The organism is Paenibacillus sp. 2TAF8 (assembly GCF_052114825.1).
In the GTDB taxonomy this organism is placed as follows: domain Bacteria; phylum Bacillota; class Bacilli; order Paenibacillales; family Paenibacillaceae; genus Paenibacillus.
Genome location: NZ_JBFRFN010000006.1, coordinates 155,280 through 172,541, shown reverse-complemented (window position 1 = coordinate 172,541; position 17,262 = coordinate 155,280). Strand labels below are relative to the sequence as shown.

13 protein-coding genes are annotated in these 17,262 nt (G+C 45.8%); 7 read left to right on the top strand and 6 right to left on the bottom strand.

What is annotated here, in order from left to right:
• The first annotated feature begins 56 nt into the window (after window positions 1–56).
• From AB4Z30_RS10905 to AB4Z30_RS10895, 3 genes are all read left to right on the top strand, one after another.
• The gene (locus AB4Z30_RS10905) at window positions 57–719 is read left to right on the top strand and encodes a peptidylprolyl isomerase (protein ID WP_441926118.1); all 663 of its coding nucleotides are present in this window, start codon (window positions 57–59) and stop codon (window positions 717–719) included.
• Between the two features lie 433 nt (window positions 720–1,152).
• Entirely contained in the window at window positions 1,153–1,413 is a 261-nt protein-coding gene (locus AB4Z30_RS10900; protein WP_441926116.1) for a YqkE family protein, read from the top strand.
• Between the two features lie 123 nt (window positions 1,414–1,536).
• Window positions 1,537–2,331, top strand: a complete 795-nt coding sequence (locus tag AB4Z30_RS10895) for an SDR family oxidoreductase (protein ID WP_441926114.1) — start codon at window positions 1,537–1,539, stop codon at window positions 2,329–2,331.
• Between the two features lie 263 nt (window positions 2,332–2,594).
• On the opposite strand, the gene AB4Z30_RS10890 is transcribed toward AB4Z30_RS10895, so the two are convergent.
• Window positions 2,595–3,371 (bottom strand): YwaF family protein, encoded by a 777-nt coding sequence (locus tag AB4Z30_RS10890; RefSeq protein WP_441926112.1) that lies wholly within the window; start codon window positions 3,369–3,371, stop codon window positions 2,595–2,597.
• Window positions 3,372–3,674: 303 nt separating this feature from the next.
• Between AB4Z30_RS10890 and AB4Z30_RS10885 the strand changes: the two genes are divergently transcribed.
• On the top strand, window positions 3,675–4,649 hold the full coding sequence (locus AB4Z30_RS10885) for a ring-cleaving dioxygenase (protein ID WP_441926110.1): 975 nt from the start codon (window positions 3,675–3,677) through the stop codon (window positions 4,647–4,649).
• A gap of 127 nt (window positions 4,650–4,776) precedes the next feature.
• Here AB4Z30_RS10885 and AB4Z30_RS10880 read toward each other — a convergent pair whose 3' ends face one another.
• The 3 genes from AB4Z30_RS10880 to AB4Z30_RS10870 form a co-directional block, all read right to left on the bottom strand.
• The gene (locus tag AB4Z30_RS10880; RefSeq protein ID WP_441926108.1) at window positions 4,777–5,487 is read right to left on the bottom strand and encodes a stalk domain-containing protein; all 711 of its coding nucleotides are present in this window, start codon (window positions 5,485–5,487) and stop codon (window positions 4,777–4,779) included.
• A gap of 244 nt (window positions 5,488–5,731) precedes the next feature.
• Entirely contained in the window at window positions 5,732–6,577 is an 846-nt protein-coding gene (locus AB4Z30_RS10875) for a hypothetical protein (RefSeq protein ID WP_441926106.1), read from the bottom strand.
• A gap of 267 nt (window positions 6,578–6,844) precedes the next feature.
• Window positions 6,845–8,122: a methyl-accepting chemotaxis protein gene (locus AB4Z30_RS10870; RefSeq protein WP_441926104.1), complete on the bottom strand. Its 1,278-nt coding sequence runs from the start codon at window positions 8,120–8,122 to the stop codon at window positions 6,845–6,847.
• 333 nt (window positions 8,123–8,455) lie between these two features.
• Between AB4Z30_RS10870 and AB4Z30_RS10865 the strand changes: the two genes are divergently transcribed.
• Window positions 8,456–9,889 carry an aspartate ammonia-lyase gene (locus AB4Z30_RS10865; RefSeq protein WP_441926102.1) on the top strand — a complete coding sequence of 478 codons (1,434 nt, stop codon included), beginning with the start codon at window positions 8,456–8,458 and terminating at the stop codon, window positions 9,887–9,889.
• Window positions 9,890–10,054: 165 nt separating this feature from the next.
• Here the strand turns inward: AB4Z30_RS10865 and rpoN are convergent, their stop codons facing one another.
• Together rpoN and pruA are read right to left on the bottom strand one after the other, a co-directional pair.
• Entirely contained in the window at window positions 10,055–11,359 is a 1,305-nt protein-coding gene (gene rpoN / locus AB4Z30_RS10860; RefSeq protein WP_441926100.1) for an RNA polymerase factor sigma-54, read from the bottom strand.
• A 219-nt stretch (window positions 11,360–11,578) separates the two neighbouring features.
• Window positions 11,579–13,126, bottom strand: coding sequence for an L-glutamate gamma-semialdehyde dehydrogenase (gene pruA, locus AB4Z30_RS10855; RefSeq protein ID WP_441926098.1), 1,548 nt, complete (start codon window positions 13,124–13,126; stop codon window positions 11,579–11,581).
• A gap of 498 nt (window positions 13,127–13,624) precedes the next feature.
• On the opposite strand from pruA, the gene AB4Z30_RS10850 reads away from it, so the two are divergent.
• Window positions 13,625–14,548, top strand: coding sequence for a proline dehydrogenase family protein (locus tag AB4Z30_RS10850; protein WP_441926096.1), 924 nt, complete (start codon window positions 13,625–13,627; stop codon window positions 14,546–14,548).
• Window positions 14,549–15,111: 563 nt separating this feature from the next.
• Entirely contained in the window at window positions 15,112–17,064 is a 1,953-nt protein-coding gene (locus tag AB4Z30_RS10845) for a sigma-54 interaction domain-containing protein (protein ID WP_441926094.1), read from the top strand.
• Window positions 17,065–17,262 lie beyond the last annotated feature (198 nt).

Below are 17,262 nucleotides of genomic sequence, written 5' to 3'. Positions count from 1 at the left end.
CCAAACTATATTTCATGAAATTCGTTATAACAGCGAACCAAGGAGGAACATAATTCATGTTTTCACGATGGAAAAAAACAACCGCAGTCTCGCTTGTCTTTGCGATGCTGTTAATCGTTGTGAGCGGGTGCGTACGACCTGCAAGCAATGCTGCACAACCCTCGGTTCCGGCTCCGCCGGAGGGGCCAAACCCAGTAGCAACAATTGAGATGCAGGACGGGCAGAAGATCGTTATTGAACTGTATCCAGAGATTGCCCCCAATACAGTGTATAATTTCATCTCACTGGCGAACAAAGGCTTTTATGACGGCCTGATCTTCCATCGGGTTATTCCGGGCTTTATGATTCAAGGCGGTGATCCGAACGGCAATGGTTCAGGCGGACCAGGCTATGCGATCAAAGGCGAATTCACCTCTAACGGTCATAAAAACCATCTGAAGCATACTCGTGGGATACTCTCCATGGCACGCAAATCCGACAATCTCGATTCTGCCGGTTCTCAATTTTTCATCATGCTGGCTGACGCTGATTATTTGGATAACTCTTATGCGACTTTTGGTAAAGTTACCGAAGGAATGGACGTGGTTGACGGAATTGCAGCACAACAAATCGGCGAAGGAGACAAGCCGGTTACGGACCAAGTCATGAAAAAAGTAACCGTTGATACACACGGACTGGAATATCCAGAACCTGTGAAGATTACGGAGGAGAAGAAGTAATCTCTCTTATAAGAATAAACAAAAGCTCTGTTCTGTGCATCTGGCGCAGAGCAGAGCTTATTTAATGATAACGTTTACATGAATAACTGAATCAAACCTCTTTTTCGGCCACGGACAACACCTCAATGCATCCATCCCAATAAATGTAGCCACCCGATAACCGCAATCCATAGTGGGAAACTAAAGGCCATCCCCCATGCAAGCCCTTTCAACAAACTACGGTTTGCCTCCATGAACAACGACTCCTTTCTCCAGGGAATAGTCGTAGTATCGGTACCATTATATGGTTTTATACTTGTCTTCATTCGCCGTGATATGCCCTTTTTCCTGCATCTGCCCTTCAACTTCATGGAATGCGCACGATGAACCTGATATACTATGACTACTATAATGATGTGGACTATGATTTATGTTGTGAAAGGAGATTTTCCAAGTGGCTAAATCCAAAAGACATACTCCAGCTCCCAAGGCCCAGAATCAGGACAAACCGACCACACTCAAAGATCTGCTCAGCAGCGATGTGCTCGAAAAACTGAAGGCGCAGGCCGATGAAGCCAAAGCTGCTGAAGCGCAGCGCAAGGAACAGGAGCGTTTACAGGCAGAGGAAGCTCGCAAAGCTGAGCAGAAGCGCCGGGACAATGATTTTGAATACCTGCTGAATAACAGCTCAATGGACTGGAAGAAACATAAGTAATAAACCGAACAGGGCCTTGTGGGGCCCTGTTTTTTAATATAAACACATATGATTCACCTCCCCCATGTCGGGTATTTAGAAGTAGAGTGTTCAAGAATAATTCTACACATGGAGGGATTAATCATGGCTGAACAACGCTTGAAAGGCAAAGTAGCCATCGTGACCGGAGGCGGCTCAGGTATCGGTAAAGCTTCTGCAATTCGATTCGCCGAGCAAGGAGCCAAAGTATATATGCTGGATCGTACACCCGAGAACGCTGAGGAAACGAAACAGATCATCGAACAAGCTGGCGGCGAAGCATATGTGATTGAATGTGATATTTCAAAACCGGATCATGTACAGAAAGCGATAAATAAGGCGGCAGACGAAGCAGGCAAGCTAGATATCGTTTTTGCTAATGCAGGAATTAATGGCGCCATGGCTCCAATTGAAACGATGAAAATCGAAGATTGGGATCAAACGATGGAGATTAACATGCGTGGCACGTTTGCAACCGTGAAATATGCCATCCCTCATCTGAAAGAGCGCGGCGGCAGCATTATTATCACCAGCTCGATTAACGGCAACCGGGTATTCTCCGGGATCGGATTTTCTGCATACGCTTCCAGTAAAGCCGGTCAAACCGCTTTTACCAAAATGGCCGCACTGGAGCTGGCTCGTTACAAAATTCGTGTTAACGCCGTATGTCCGGGAGCGATTGATACGAACATTGACGACAATACGTATCCATCGGATGATCTGAAAGATGTTCAGATTCCCGTGGAGTTCCCCGAAGGACATGAGCATCCACTCAAGGGTGAACCAGGAACATCGGAACAAGTCGCCAGTCTGGTTCTGTTCCTTGCTTCAGATGAAGCCTCTCATGTGACGGGCACACGAATCTACGTGGATGGCGCGGAATCCCTTCTGCGTGGATGAACTTATTTACACCTCCACTCCGATGACAGAATAACCTTCTAATCGCTGTTATCCCCATACTTTTTTGATTCCCTTTTCCAAAGGGGAAAATCCGGTGATAAAGGCGAACGCTTCGCTTTCTCTGGTTTTTTCTGTCCTCTCCGTTCAAGTGTAAATGAATCTTTCATCTGTATTTTAGTATAAAAATATAACAAACCCGCAAATTTTCTGGATGATCAGAATGTTTTGCGGGTTATCTTAATTAAAACTCAGATTCAGGAAAGTTAGTTTTTGGAATACATCTGCGGCTGCTTTTCCTTTTTGCCACTGATACGTTTCAGCCACTCCGGAATAGCAAAGAGCAGCAGGTATAACAAGGAAAACAACAACAGAGCCAGAACCTCTTCTCCAAGAATGTAGATCGGGTAAGGTCCAAGCATATCTAACACAGAAGGTGTGTTCGGTTTATGTCTCAGGAACATATAATTAGCCCCAAGAAGCACATCAACAACATACACCACAAGCGCAGCAATATTCACGAATATCATGGAGCCTGCAACAGATCGCCATCCCGGACGAAGTTGTTCCACCCATGTCATATAAAGAAGAGCAATAACAATCATCGCATGTGCAACAAAGAATTGAATGAAGCGGAAATGAGCAAAAGCATAACCGAGATTTGGCGTAACAATCGCCATCAGAGCACCAGCAATACCTGAGAAAAGTAAAGCAGAATATAACCATCTTTTACGTATCAGTAATAACAGAGCCGATAATAATAACGACAGACTGCACAGCTCCAGCGGTAGCGATGTCTGCAGACTCCAAATTCCTCCATACACATACCAGAATTGTAGTACAATCTCACAACCGATCATGAATCCTGCCAGCCCGATGCGCACTCGCCGGCTTGAACGTTCAGACATTAAACGAAGCCTATGCCGAAAAAGAAATAAGAGGATAACAAGTACAACAATGATGATCATCGATACGATATGTGAAGTCGAGAATGCCGAAAAAGGCTCTGCATCATACGGGTCAAGCCAAGGCGGGTAGGCCATACCTTTCTTCTCTCCTTTTGTTCAGGTTAACAGTGGTGAATTTATACAACGCGAATGGTAACTTTTTTCATTTTGCCACCGAAACCAGTAACTGTCCAGCTTCATTCAGATAAGTATTGTATTTTAAATATCTTTATGTTAAGATAAAACCAAGAACAAAACGAACAAAAAGTTAGTAACTTTAATTATCGCATTTCATATGTGATTATGATTGATCTGAGTTTATTCTTATTAACCTTTGCGTTCTCATACATTCAGGAAAATTTCATAAAACTTCAACTTTACCTTTAGGAGGAATACATTATGCTAATCAAAGGACTCCACCACGTATCCGCACTTACCGCACATGCCGATCAGAACTACCGGTTCTATACAGACATCATGGGCCTGCGTTTGATCAAAAAAACAGTCAATCAGGATGACGTCTCAGTCTATCACCTGTTCTATGGAGATGAGAAAGGAAATCCCGGTACAGAGCTTACCTTCTTCGAAATTCCGATGGCTGGACGTACACGTGAAGGGGTGAACAGCATCTCCGCTACTTCACTTCGTGTACCAAGTGATGCTGCTCTTGCCTATTGGGCTCAGCGATTCGACGAATATGAAGTCCCTCACGGAGAGATTATGCAACGTGGAGGCCGTGCCACACTGGCATTCACAGACTTCGAAGGCATGCGGCTGATTCTCGTATCCGATGAACATAACTTTGGTGTTGCCGGGGGTAAACCTTGGGATCGAAGCCCTGTCCCAGCCGAGTATGGGATCATTGGACTCGGCCCAATTCATCTGACTGTGCAGGATGCCTCACTCACCACCCCTGTTCTCACAGAGCTGCTTGGATTTAGAGCAAAAGGAAGCTATCCTGCGTTTACTCCAGGTCAGCCTGATGTGCTTGTGTTCGAATCTGGCGAAGGTGGCAGCGGTTCGGAAGTTCACTTGGAGGAGCGTAATGACTTGGAGCTGGAACGTCCTGGACGCGGCAGTGTTCACCATGTGGCATTTCGTGTAGACAATGAGGAAGAATTGCGACAATGGGTTGACCGTGTGCATCAGTTCCAATTCCCAAGCTCCGGTTTTGTAGACCGTTTCTACTTCCGTTCCCTGTACTTCCGTGAAGCTAACGGTATTTTGTTTGAGCTTGCTACAGACGGCCCAGGATTTGATACAGATGAGGACTTTGCAACTCTCGGAGAATCGCTCGCACTGCCACCGTTCCTGGAAGGGCGCCGTGCTCAGATTGAAGCAAACCTGAAACCACTGGATACTATAATCCGCTGATGTCCATAGCAGCCAGGTAAGCCAATTTTCAATAAATCAAAAATAAAACGATGATCACCGCGCAGCTCTAATTCAGAGAATGCCTGGTGAATCATCGTTTTTTATTAGCCAGCATACTTAGTCTGTCTTACTTAGTCAGATACGATGTAGTAAGTGGTACAAACAAGGCTGAACCTGGATCTTCGGATACAATCTCGACATACACAGCATCTGTACCTTTCACATCCACATCAAGACTCATCATACCGCTTTCCGGAGTGATGTTGAACTTTTTGAGTGTCGCGAGATCCTGATCGTAGATATGAATCTCCTGATTTCCCTTCAGCGCGGCAAGTTCCAAGTGCAGAGAAGAATATTTTTTTCCCGTGTTGATCTGAATATCTTTTCCCTGCTTCGTAGGGTCATTATGAAGATACACATCTTTGTAATCTTTGCCTTTGTACGTGGTATCCTTAGGGTCTTTGGTGTGCCAAGCGGTAGATCCCAGTACGGACGTTCCAAGTACACTCAGCGTTACTTTGGTGTTTGTTACTGGCGCGGACCCATTTGATCCTCCACCGATGAGGACGGATGAAGTTGCACCGTCATAATTGATCTCTGTTCCAAGCAAAGTACCTACCGCTCGAACCGGCAGATATGTGGTTCCGTTATATGTGATCGGCAATACCGTCTTGCCATTCGCATCCTTGGCTGTCACTGTCTCACCATTTAATTTCAGGGTGATTTTGCTGTTGAGATACGCTTTGATTTGCTCCAAACCTGTCGCTGCGAGTGCACCTGTACCAATACCGAGTGTCAATGTGCCTACCATCAAACCAAGTACGACTTTTTTCTTCATCAAATTCCCTCCCAGACGTTTAAATGAGTTGTCCTTTATACATTTAAACGACTAAAGCGTGAATGTCAATTGTTTTCAGCATTTTTCCTTAACTTTTTTTATTTCCAGACAGCACAAAATAAGGCTGTAGTCACTCCTTTTTTTTCAGCCCCATTCGATGGTCACGCTTGCCATAGCATATCCGATATTTTATTAGGTATTTACATCTAAGACCTCGTGCTGCAGCACAAGGACACCCTTTTGCTCAATCAAATGATTCGTAGTACTCTTCTTCGTATACTTCCGTATTATATTTCAAGTCGTTCGCTCTCCACTCTCCATTCTCATACACATAGGAAAACGTCAAATCACCGGCATACACCCCTTCGCCATATGCCCCAGATGTAGAAACAACAAGCTTTCCATTCTCCACGCTATGATAAGTCACACGGCCAAATTGTAACTTATCATTGTAGAGGCTATCACCGGCCCCCTTCTCCACATGGGAGGACTCGGCTGGAACCCCATCCACGGTAATATCTATGTTGATCTGGTCAGAGCCTATAGTCACTCTGGACTCCACATGTTCATTCACAATCTCATCCAAAGCCTGCATCTTCATTACTTCCAGTGAAACCGGATCAAGAATATGTGCCTGACCCAGATAAATTCCGGTACCGTGTCCCTCTGAATACAACACCACAATCTCTTTTTTACCGTCGCCGTTCAAATCCAGTTCATGCACTTCAGGTTTGTACGATCCACCCTCTGCTCTCCAATCACTAAATTCACGTTTCTTGCCGTTCGCCTCAACCACAAGGCCATTATATATATATCCAGAGCCTTCGATGCTCACTGGATATACTCGAACATCTTTATTCTCCGGTGCCACCGAAACATCATCTGCTTGAAATTGCGTCATTTCTTTGTTGCTGCTCACTGCATCATTCATTCGATCGATATGGGAAGCCTCGGCCGCTACGGCCTGGCTGGATGATTCATCTATATTAAGCTGTTGTTGCGACTCATTTGTCGTTTTGGCAGTTGAAGTTACTGAAAGTGTAGCCACCGCCAAAATAATCATCAGCAGGATACCTGTCCAAGTTTTCAATATACTGGGCTCCTTCTTCTGTTGTGATAATCCTATTATATCTTCATTTATCGCCTGCGCGTTGCAATTTTGTTAATCTTTCTTAAAAAATCTTTACAAATCTTCAACCACACGAAAAAACGTTCGTCTTTTACCATAATAAGCTAGGATGTGTCTAAAAACATTGAAGAAAGCAGATTTTGCCGAACTTGCGTTCCAGATGCACTTCAGTAGGTTTCAAGACACGCCCTAATTTCCCGGAAAATAAAAAAACACTCCGGAGACAGCTCAAGGCTGCATCCGAAATGCTTTGGTTTTGTCCAGTAATCGATCCGTCAATTGTCTTAATTCTTCTGCCGAAGATGATATTTCTTCCATAATGGCTGTTTCTTCGTGCGCAGCATCCATAATGCGTTTGGCTTCATCCGAGAAGGAACCGGCTTTACCTTGGATCTTCTTCACATGACCATGCGTTTGCTCCACACGACCTGTCTGTTCAGCTATTTTGGCACCGATATCATGAGCACCTTTCATAAACACTTCAACCGTTCCTGTCAGTTCATGCAACGTATGATCTACAGAAATCGTCCGCTCCGACTCGTTCACAACCAGCCCATGTTGTTCATGACTGAGCTGTACCGTCTCTCCGATTCGTTGTTGCACACGGCTGATCAATTCATTAATGCGATGTACAGAATCCTTGCTCTCGTCTGCAAGCTTGCGGATCTGTTGGGCTACAACTGCAAATCCTGCACCCTCTTCTCCCGCACGAGCTGCTTCGATAGATGCATTCAAGGCGAGCAACCCTGTTTCTTCAGCAATATCTTTAACCGACTGTGTAATTACCTCAATATCAGAAGCTTCCTTCTCCAAGAGCAGCATAATATCACGGGAACGATTGTGAGACTCAGCCAGCTCGTCCATACCTTTCATCAACGATGAGAAGGTTTCTTTAGTATGACCAACTGATTTTTCCATCTGGCCGGACAGCTCTGTCATGCCCAAAGACTGATTTTGCATTTTCTGAAAATCATTCAACATCTCATCTGCAGTAATCAGAGAATGATGGGAAGTTACTTTCTGATCCTCTACACCAACTGCGATATGATCTACTGCTTCCGACATCATCTCAATCTGTTCGGCAGCTTGGGTGATCGCTTCACTAAGCGACTGTGCATTCTGAGAAGTTGTGCGTGTACTGTCCGCAATATCGTTCACAATACTTCTCAGATTAGAAACCATTACGTTAAAAGCATCATATAATACCGTAAGCTCATCTTGTGTACGACGCTTCGGAATCTCCGTGGTCAAATCGCCGGAAGATACCTGTTGTGCTGCACGAGACAGCTGAACAATTGGACGAGTCAGATAGCGGGAAGCTATCCAGCCGAGAATCCCGTTCCAGCACACTCCCATAAGCAGAATGATAGATATGTATAGCCAGTTTGGCATATTAAGTGAAACCCAGTCTTTAACAAAAAAAATAAAAAAGCCGCTAGTTCCGTACGTAATAATTGAAATCAGTATCAGACTTGCTACAGCTTTTGCCCCCAAAGTCCATTTCATGTTCGCACCCCGTAGTCCTTTTTTCCTATTTTACCAATCTTGTACCAAATATCATGTGACATATATCACTGAAAACGCTCTATTTACCTTTTGTATACAGCTCATGCATGACTTTCATACCATAAAGCTCATAATGAATAAGACAAGCTTAGGTACCCCTCCCTTGTTGCTATAATCATGATATGAAATTTTAAATTCTCCAATTTAAATTATTATCGGTTCCAAGGAAAGAATCATTTAGCTTGGCATCTATTTTGCTTAAATGATATACTGAGTGCGCTTCAGCAACGCTGGAGCAGAACTATTTTTATGATGCCACTGGAGGCGAACGAGATGTCTACTATGTCCACACGGACGGAGAAAGATTTTATCGGCGAAAAAGAAATCCCGGCTTATGCGTACTATGGAATTCAGACGGTTCGGGCTGTAGAGAACTTCCCGATTACCGGCGTTCCGGTTCAACGCGAACTGATCACAGCACTCGCAGCTGTCAAAAAAGCTGCAGCTATGGCGAACATGGAACTGAAAATGCTTCCGAACAAGATTGGTGAAGTCATCATCATGGCAGCAGATGAAATGATGAAAGGCCATCATCTCGATCACTTTATTGTAGACTCCATTCAGGGCGGTGCAGGCACCTCCATGAATATGAATATCAACGAAATTTTGGCCAACCGCGGACTTGAACTATTAACGAAAAACAAGGGGGACTACTTCCACTGTAACCCCAACAATCATGTGAACATGTCTCAGTCTACCAATGACGTTGTGCCAACAGCCCTGCGCATTGCGGCTTATCAGCTATCCGAGACCCTGTTAGGTACGATGAAAAAACTGCAGGAAGCTTTCCACAAAAAAGAAGTCGAGTTCAACGATGTTGTCAAAGTAGGACGTACCCACCTTCAGGATGCCGTGCCTATTCGCCTTGGACAAGAGTTCGGTGCTTATGCGCGCGTGATTGGACGGGACATCGAACGGCTTCAATACGCAAATAAACGCCTGCTCTCGATCAACATGGGGGCAACGGCTGTAGGCACAGGACTCAATGCCAAACCCGAATATATCATCAAAGTTACCGAGTATCTGTCAGAGGTGACTGGCCTGCCGTTGCAGACGGCAGATGATTTGGTTGACGCGACACAGAATACAGACGCGTATCTGGAACTCTCTGCTGCTCTAAAAGTATGCGCAGTTAGCCTGTCCAAAATCTGTAATGACATTCGTATGATGGCTTCAGGCCCACGTGCCGGATTTAATGAATTACTTCTGCCACCACGGCAACCGGGATCTTCCATTATGCCTGGTAAAGTCAATCCGGTCATGGCAGAGGTAATCAACCAGGTTTCCTTCCAGGTCATGGGGAATGACCATACGATTTGTATGGCTTGCGAAGCTGGACAATTCGAACTGAATGTGATGGGCCCAGTCATTGCATTCAACCTATTACAATCACTGAAGATCATGAATAACGGCATTGATGTCTTCACACGGTACGCTGTGGAAGAACTGGAAGCCAACCGTGAACGCTGCGAGTTAATTATGAAACAAAGCTTCAGTGTCGTAACTGCCCTTAACCCGCATCTTGGGTACAACGTAGCGGCTTCAATCGTAAAAGAAGCATTGAAAACCGGGATGACCCTGCAAGAAATTATTCTGGAGAGAGGTTTGCTGACACCGGAAGAATTAGAAGAAATCTTGCATCCAGAGCAGATGACCACGCCGGGGATTGCCGGAGAACATTTCTTGCGTAATATGGAGCGCATGTAAACACCATGAACTTATGAATCCCCCATGGGAACTGCTAGAAAAGAAGCCATGTTATCCGTTCTTTAACGGTTAACATGGCTTTTTGAGGTTTGACTTTGAAGAATAGACTTTAAATGTCTAGCCATTGTCCAGGCCTAACCTGATTTGACATACATGCGTTACATGTCAGGCCCAGCGTTTCCGTTCCAGAGACGGCAGAATTCGCAGCTCATCCCTGTATTTTGCAACCGTTCTTCGGGAAATAACAATTCCCTCTTCGGCAAGGATCGCAGCAAGTCGGCTGTCCGAGTATGGTCTGCTCATCTGCTCGGTGCGGATAACTTCCTTCAGCCGCCGTTTAACAGCCGATGCAGACGTCTGCTCTCCAGATACCATCGTAATGCCGGAGTCGAAAAAAACCTTAACCTCATACACCCCATATGGAGTTTGTATATATTTTCCGTTTACTGCCCGGCTAACTGTTGATTCATGCATTTGTATCTTCTCAGCAACAACAGCCATATTAAGCGGCATCAAGGCAGCGGGGCCTTCACTCAAAAATCGCTTCTGCTCATCCATAACAGCCATCAGCACACGAAGCAACGTCCTGCGTCGCTGCTGCAGGCTGCGCATAATAGCTCTCGCCTCTGCTGCCCGGTTCATCCAGACCTCCCCGGGGGATGATTCCCTGATCCAATTGTCGCAAGCATCATTCACGGATACGCGTGGATTGCCTGCAGCAAGCAGCTTGAGCACCATTTCCCCATGAACCAATTCCACAACTGCATCGGGAATAATATAATGTCGGCTTTCATTACACCCTATCGATCGGCAAGGTTTCGGATCGAGCCGAGTAATGTAATCATAGGCCGATTGTGCATCGCACGAAGTCATACCAAGCCTGCTTGCTGTCCGTCCAGGATGAAAAGGAACTAAGGCCTCGAGCCCTGCCTGCACGATCCGCTCCGCATGAGGAACCGCTGCTGGATCACGCTGGATCTGTAATAACAAGCATTCTTGTAAACTCCGTGCCCCGACACCTGGAGGTTCCAACGACTGCAGCAATTCAAGCCCTGCGTTCAGTTCGCTCACGGACACTCCGAGTTCAGCCTGTACTTCGGATAGTTCAACCCTTAAGTACCCTTCATCATTAACACATCCAGCTAAATAGACTGCCACCTTCTCGAGTCCATGCTGAACATTCATCAGGCGAATTTGCGAAGCAAGGATATGTTCCAGCGTAGGTGCTGACTCTTTGGCATGAAGCAAAGGATCATAGAACGATTGCGCTTGCTGGTTGTTTCTTCTTACAGGTTTGTAAGGATAAACGGGTTGCTCTTCCAGTTCAAGTAGCGGATTATCCGCTGCGGCATCCTGCAAATAACGAATCAGTTCCTGACCGGGCATGGTCAGCAAATGAAAAGACTGCTTCATCTCCGGCGTGATGGACAGCCGGAACCGTTGTTCCTGCACCAACTGAACACCTAACATCCGATGTCCTCCTTATGTCCTGATAGACACAATTGATTACTAAAACTATATCCATTGAACAGTGAGTGGTTTACACGAAACACATCCATGACAGAACAATTTGGAGAATAGACACCCCCAGATTTTTTCCTTCTTTTTCCAAAGGTGTTTGCAGGCATAATACCATATCGTTCAGCTCTTGTCAGCATGTCTATACAGAGATGCTGCCTCTTGCATCATTTAATATTTTTCAGATACCAGCTTCGCTTGTGTAAACAACAACAGATAATCCCTTCCACCTGCTTTGGAATCCGTACCCGACATATTAAATCCGCCAAACGGATGCGTACCTACCAACGCTCCCGTGCACTTACGGTTAAAATACAAATTACCCGCAAAATATTCACGTCTTGCCTGCTCCAGATGTGCTCTATTACGGGAGATCACGGCACCCGTCAGACCATAGTCTGTGTTATTGGCAATCTCCAACGCATCCTGGAATGAATCAGCTTTGATAAAAGCCAGCACCGGGCCAAAAATCTCCTCTTGCGAGATCCGGGCACGGGGTTCCACATCTGCAATAATAGTCGGTTCGATGAAATATCCCGCCGGGTCTCCGGTGCCCCCTCCATGAACCAAACGTCCTTCCCCTTTACCAATCTCGATATATTCGGTGATCTTTGCGTATGCCTTATCGTCAATGACAGGACCCATGTAGTTTCCCACTTCAAGCGGACTACCCATCGTTAGTTTTTGCGTCCGTTCAATCACCTTTTGTAATACTACATCATATACATCCTTATGAATAATGGCACGGGAGCACGCCGAACATTTTTGTCCCGAGAAACCAAAAGCCGAAGCCGTGATCGACTCGGCTGCCAGTTCCAGATCACTGTCACTGTCAACCACAATGGAATCCTTGCCGCCCATCTCGGCGATCACACGTTTGATCCACTTCTGTCCCGGAGCGATTCGCGCAGCACGTTCGTTAATCCGCAGTCCAACATCTCGGGAACCGGTAAAGCTGATAAAACGTGTCAGTGCATGATCGACAAGATAGTCGCCCACCTCACTGCCTGGCCCTGGCAAGAAGTTTACTACGCCGTCCGGCAGACCCACTTCTTCCAGCAACTCCACGAACTTGGCAGCAATGACTGGTGTCGTGCTGGCAGGTTTCAGCACCACCGTATTGCCCGAAACCAAAGCAGCTGAGGTCATGCCTGCCATAATCGCGAGCGGGAAATTCCACGGTGGAATCACCACCCCAACACCAAGCGGAATATACGTCAGTTCATTATCCTCACCAGCAATCCGTACAAGCGGCTGTGGCTCACTGAGACGCTGCATTTCCCTTGCATAAAACTCCATAAAATCTATTGCTTCCGCGGTATCGGCATCTGCTTCAGGCCAGGTTTTGCCCGCCTCATAGACCATCCATGCGGAGAATTCATGTTTGCGGCGACGCATGATCGCAGCCGCTTTGTAGAGATAACGGGCCCGCTCATTCGGGTCTGTATGTTTCCAAGTGTGGAACGTCTCCGCCGCCGTTTGGATAGCCTTCTCGGCCAGTTCCTGGTCGGCTTGATGGATCGTCCCAATCACCTGATCCTTCGCAGCCGGGTTGACAGAGGTTAACGTATGGCCACTGGTTATTTTTCTCCCGCCAATAATCATTGAATATTCCTGCCCCAATTCGGACTCAACCTTCCGAAGCGCTCTCTCAAAGGCTTCCCGATTCGCTTGCACCGAAAAAGCTGTAAATGGTTCGTTAACAAAAGGGATATTCATCAATGATTCCTCCTTCAGGATGTGGGTTCTACTCACTTTATAAGTCTCACAAAGATAATTTACACGAGCACTCCGATGACAGAATAACCTTCCATTCGCTGTTATCCCCAGATTTTTTGGATTCCCTTCTCCAAAGGGAAAAATCCGGTGATAAGCGTATGCTTCCGATGCAGCTTTCTTGCAGAAAGCTTTTAGGCGACCGCTTCGCTTTTCCAGGTTTTTTCTGTCCTCTCCGTTACTTGTGTAAAAAATTGTTCAACTTATATAGATCGCTGCTCCGACTCGTGCAGCACTTACGCCTCATTCAAATATATGAAGCAAGAAGCGTGCCAACTCCGGTTGAGGAATAATCTTTTTTTTTGAAAAATGAATCGTTCAAAGGATATATAAAAAAACAAAAAAATAATTAAGGCATTAACCGTTTGTAAAAGCTGGTTCTGGCACGGTTTTTGCTAAATATATGGATATACAATCACGAAAGATGAGGGAGGAATCACGATGAGTGTCGGAACGGAACTATACCGCAAAACGTTGTTAACCGTGGCTGGCAATAAAGCTGTAGAGAACCTGTCTCTCAAATACGGCAAAAAGCTGGCTGGCAAGTTCATAGCTGGCAATACGCTGGAAGAGACGCTGGAGGAAATTCGCGTTTTAAATAGCAAGGGCATTATGGCAACACTAGATCATCTGGGAGAGGGAATCACCCATCTGCGCGAGGCGGCACTGTACAGAGATGAATACGTGAGGCTGGTTGAAGGAATAGCACATAGCGGTGTGAACTCCAATGTTTCACTCAAGCCAACCCAAATGGGGCTGGCGCTTGACCCCGAAGAAGGTTATCAAAATATTCGTGCGGTAGCATCCCGGGCAAAGGAACATGAACTGTTCGTGCGCATCGATATGGAGGACAGTCCGTTTACACAGGCAACTCTGGATATCGTGCGAAGATTACACGCGGAAGGGCTGAATAATTCGGGTACTGTACTGCAGGCTTATCTGCATCGAACCGAAGAGGATACACGCGATATGATTCGGGAAGGCATTCGGCTGCGTCTTGTCAAAGGAGCTTACAAAGAACCTGCAACGGTCGCATATCAAAGTACAGCCGAGGTCATTCATCAATTCAAAACGATGATTCGTCATCATCTGGATCAAGGCGTTTATACGGCTGTGGCCTCCCATGATGATCATATCATTAACTGGACGAAACAATACGCCAAGGATCGGGATATCTCTCCGGAGGCTTTTGAATTCCAGATGTTATATGGTCTGCACATGAGTGAGCAAGAACGTCTTGCCCAAGAAGGTTATCGCATTCGCTGCTACGTGCCCTATGGCACAATGTGGTACCCCTACTATACTCGTCGCCTGGCAGAGAAACCCGCGAATCTCTGGATGGTTGTGAAAAATATGTTCCGCTAGAGCTAGAATACATGTAAAAAAGCTCTGGCCATGCCATGCATTAAGCCATTCATCCATGCAACCCAACCCTACCAAGCCATGCAACCCAGTCTATCTGGAGAGCATGGCTCTTTCCTTTTTTTGAGTCATATAAAAACCACAACCCTCACACCGTACTCCCATACAGAATGTATGTCTAAAAAATAAGAATCTACAAAATGTAATGTCAAAATTTTTAGACAAGATAACTTTAAATGTTCTCACACTTTGCTCCTGTTTCGTTACCTCACTCCTCTCTCACAGTTAGTTACACTTCAATTTATAAGTTGATCAATGTTATATAATTTAACACAGTACCCAAATGAAACTCCTATTAAAAGCTAAAATTTGCAGTAATATCAACAGTTTGTATCTAAATCATCCAATGAAATCGTATACATAAAAAATAAAAAAAATAATAAACCGCTTTCAAATATCATCCGAACAAAGCATGTCAAAAAATATATACACAACAACACGAGAGCGATATAATAGTACTAAATTCCAATCACTTTAATCTGTATGACGTAATCGAGGTGATCCTGTTGAGACATTTACTTCCCGCTCTGAAAGAACTAACACGAACAGATATGCAAATTTACGATGAATCCACTGTCCTGGAACATATCCTACCTTGTCCGCATCCGGATTCCGATGACACGGAAGCTCGTCCAGTATTTGTACGCTCTGCTACGGGAGACGCTTATCTCTATTGTTCGTCAATTGATCAACCAAACACGCTTGCTGAGCAAGGTCTGCCTTTCACATCTTCATCTTCATCGTCTTCTACATCAACAGAATCCAGCTCATGTACAGTTAATCGACCATTCTCTATCCCTGTCCCTATGATCTCGCCTTCCATGCAACTTGCACAGACCCTTCCGTTGTTCGCCAAGAGCCCTCTTCTCATAGTCAAAAACAATCGTGACGAATGGGCCGGTTATCTCTCGGCGGCTGATGTTATAAACGCCCTGTTACAAGCTCATCGGCTGATGGAAGCTTATTTGGAAACCACGCTGGAGACAGCGGGCTCTGCCTTGTCATTAATTAATGAGGAAGCGAAGGTGGCATACTGGACAACCGGTGCGGAGCATATTTTTTCTATCCGCAAAACCGATATCATCGGCCAGCCTGCCGCTAACTTTTTTCTGCCCGAACGACTTCAATCGCTCAAAACGTTATATACCGGTGAGACCGTCTACCGCAAACAGCATCAGCCCCGACCCGATCTGTTCGCTTTGATCAATGCCCGTCCTGTCAGGCTGGACGGCCGTATTGTCGGCGCTGTCGCTGCTGAGGTGGATATCTCTACCGAGATTCGTCTGCATCAGGAACTGCTGCATATGTCCTCCAAAATTCAGCATTTGGAAAAAGCTGTTGCCCGGCTTCGTCCCGAAAGCGATCCTTTTGCCCGCATCAAAGGCAGCAGTCTTATTATGAGGCAATGTCTGGAGACCATCCGCAAGATCAGCACAACCCCAGCTACGGTGCTCATTATGGGGGAAAGCGGCACGGGCAAAGAATTGTTCGCCAAAGCCATCCATGATCTGCGTGAACCGGAGACTGCTCCTTTTATTGCGATAAACTGCGGGGCTATTCCGGCTTCATTGTTCGAAAGTGAATTGTTTGGCTACGAGAAAGGGGCGTTCTCCGGGGCTGATCCCAAGGGAAAAAAAGGGAAAATTGAACTTGCAGAGGGAGGCACTCTTTTTCTGGATGAGATCGGCGAGATGCCTTCTGAGCTGCAAGTGAAATTACTTCGTGTTTTGCAGGAGCGGAGTTATTTCCAGGTCGGGGGCACCCGTACCAAACAAGCCAACTGTCGAATCATTGCCGCGACTAATCAGGATCTTCCAGCCATGATTAACCGCAATCAATTCCGGGAGGATCTCTATTATCGACTGAATGTCATCAATCTCATTATCCCGCCACTCCGACTGCGCAAAGAAGATATTTATGAGCTTACCCAGACCTTCCTGCAAGAGTTTTCATTGCTCTACAATCGTCATATTGAAATAATCCCGCCAGAGATATTCAAACGGTTATTCGAGTACGATTGGCCGGGTAATGTCCGCGAGTTGCGTAATGTGATTGAACGCCTGACCATTTTAACGATGGATGGTGAGGTTAAACTGGAATACTTGCCTGATTCGCTTACAACAGCGAAATTAAATGAACCATCTGAACCGGAGCATACAGCAAATAGCCTCACGTTTGCAGTTAAAGCCGGAGCAGATGATCCGAATGTGATGGAGACGCAGCAAGAAAGCCACACGCCTCCCCCTTTTGCAGCCGCTACGGAAGAAGTGACTGGCCAGAACGATATAAGTCACGAACAAAGTTCCGGCGCCTCTTATCAGCAACAGATGGATGCGTATGAAGCTCGGCTTTTACTTCAATATTTGAAGGCTGCAGGTGGGAACAAACGAACATTAGCAAAACAACTCGGCATCTCCAGAGCTACACTTTATAACCGCATGAAGCGGCTCGGTTTATAATAAACACCCCCGCGTTGATTACAGCTTTCTTGTAAAGTTGAGTCTCATGCAAATTGATGATCATGCAAAGCTAGAAAAAGCTAGAAGAAGAAGTTTAATCTCCCCATTGCCGTTGCGTAGCGAAAGGACACAGCGAATTGGAGGGAAATTAGGAGAAAACGCATCGAGGGCAGAATCATCATCAATCCAGCTCTTTGG

Excerpts from the sequence above, each read along its gene's own strand:
- rpoN (WP_441926100.1), bottom strand. The coding sequence starts at position 11,359 with ATGTTAGGTGTTCAGTTGGTGCAGGAACAACGGTTCCGGCTGTCCATC.
- AB4Z30_RS10885 (WP_441926110.1), top strand. The coding sequence starts at position 3,675 with ATGCTAATCAAAGGACTCCACCACGTATCCGCACTTACCGCACATGCC.
- AB4Z30_RS10905 (WP_441926118.1), top strand. The coding sequence starts at position 57 with ATGTTTTCACGATGGAAAAAAACAACCGCAGTCTCGCTTGTCTTTGCG.
- AB4Z30_RS10865 (WP_441926102.1), top strand. The coding sequence starts at position 8,456 with ATGTCTACTATGTCCACACGGACGGAGAAAGATTTTATCGGCGAAAAA.
- AB4Z30_RS10870 (WP_441926104.1), bottom strand. The coding sequence starts at position 8,122 with ATGAAATGGACTTTGGGGGCAAAAGCTGTAGCAAGTCTGATACTGATT.
- AB4Z30_RS10895 (WP_441926114.1), top strand. The coding sequence starts at position 1,537 with ATGGCTGAACAACGCTTGAAAGGCAAAGTAGCCATCGTGACCGGAGGC.
- AB4Z30_RS10890 (WP_441926112.1), bottom strand. The coding sequence starts at position 3,371 with ATGGCCTACCCGCCTTGGCTTGACCCGTATGATGCAGAGCCTTTTTCG.
- AB4Z30_RS10880 (WP_441926108.1), bottom strand. The coding sequence starts at position 5,487 with ATGAAGAAAAAAGTCGTACTTGGTTTGATGGTAGGCACATTGACACTC.
- pruA (WP_441926098.1), bottom strand. The coding sequence starts at position 13,126 with ATGAATATCCCTTTTGTTAACGAACCATTTACAGCTTTTTCGGTGCAA.
- AB4Z30_RS10850 (WP_441926096.1), top strand. The coding sequence starts at position 13,625 with ATGAGTGTCGGAACGGAACTATACCGCAAAACGTTGTTAACCGTGGCT.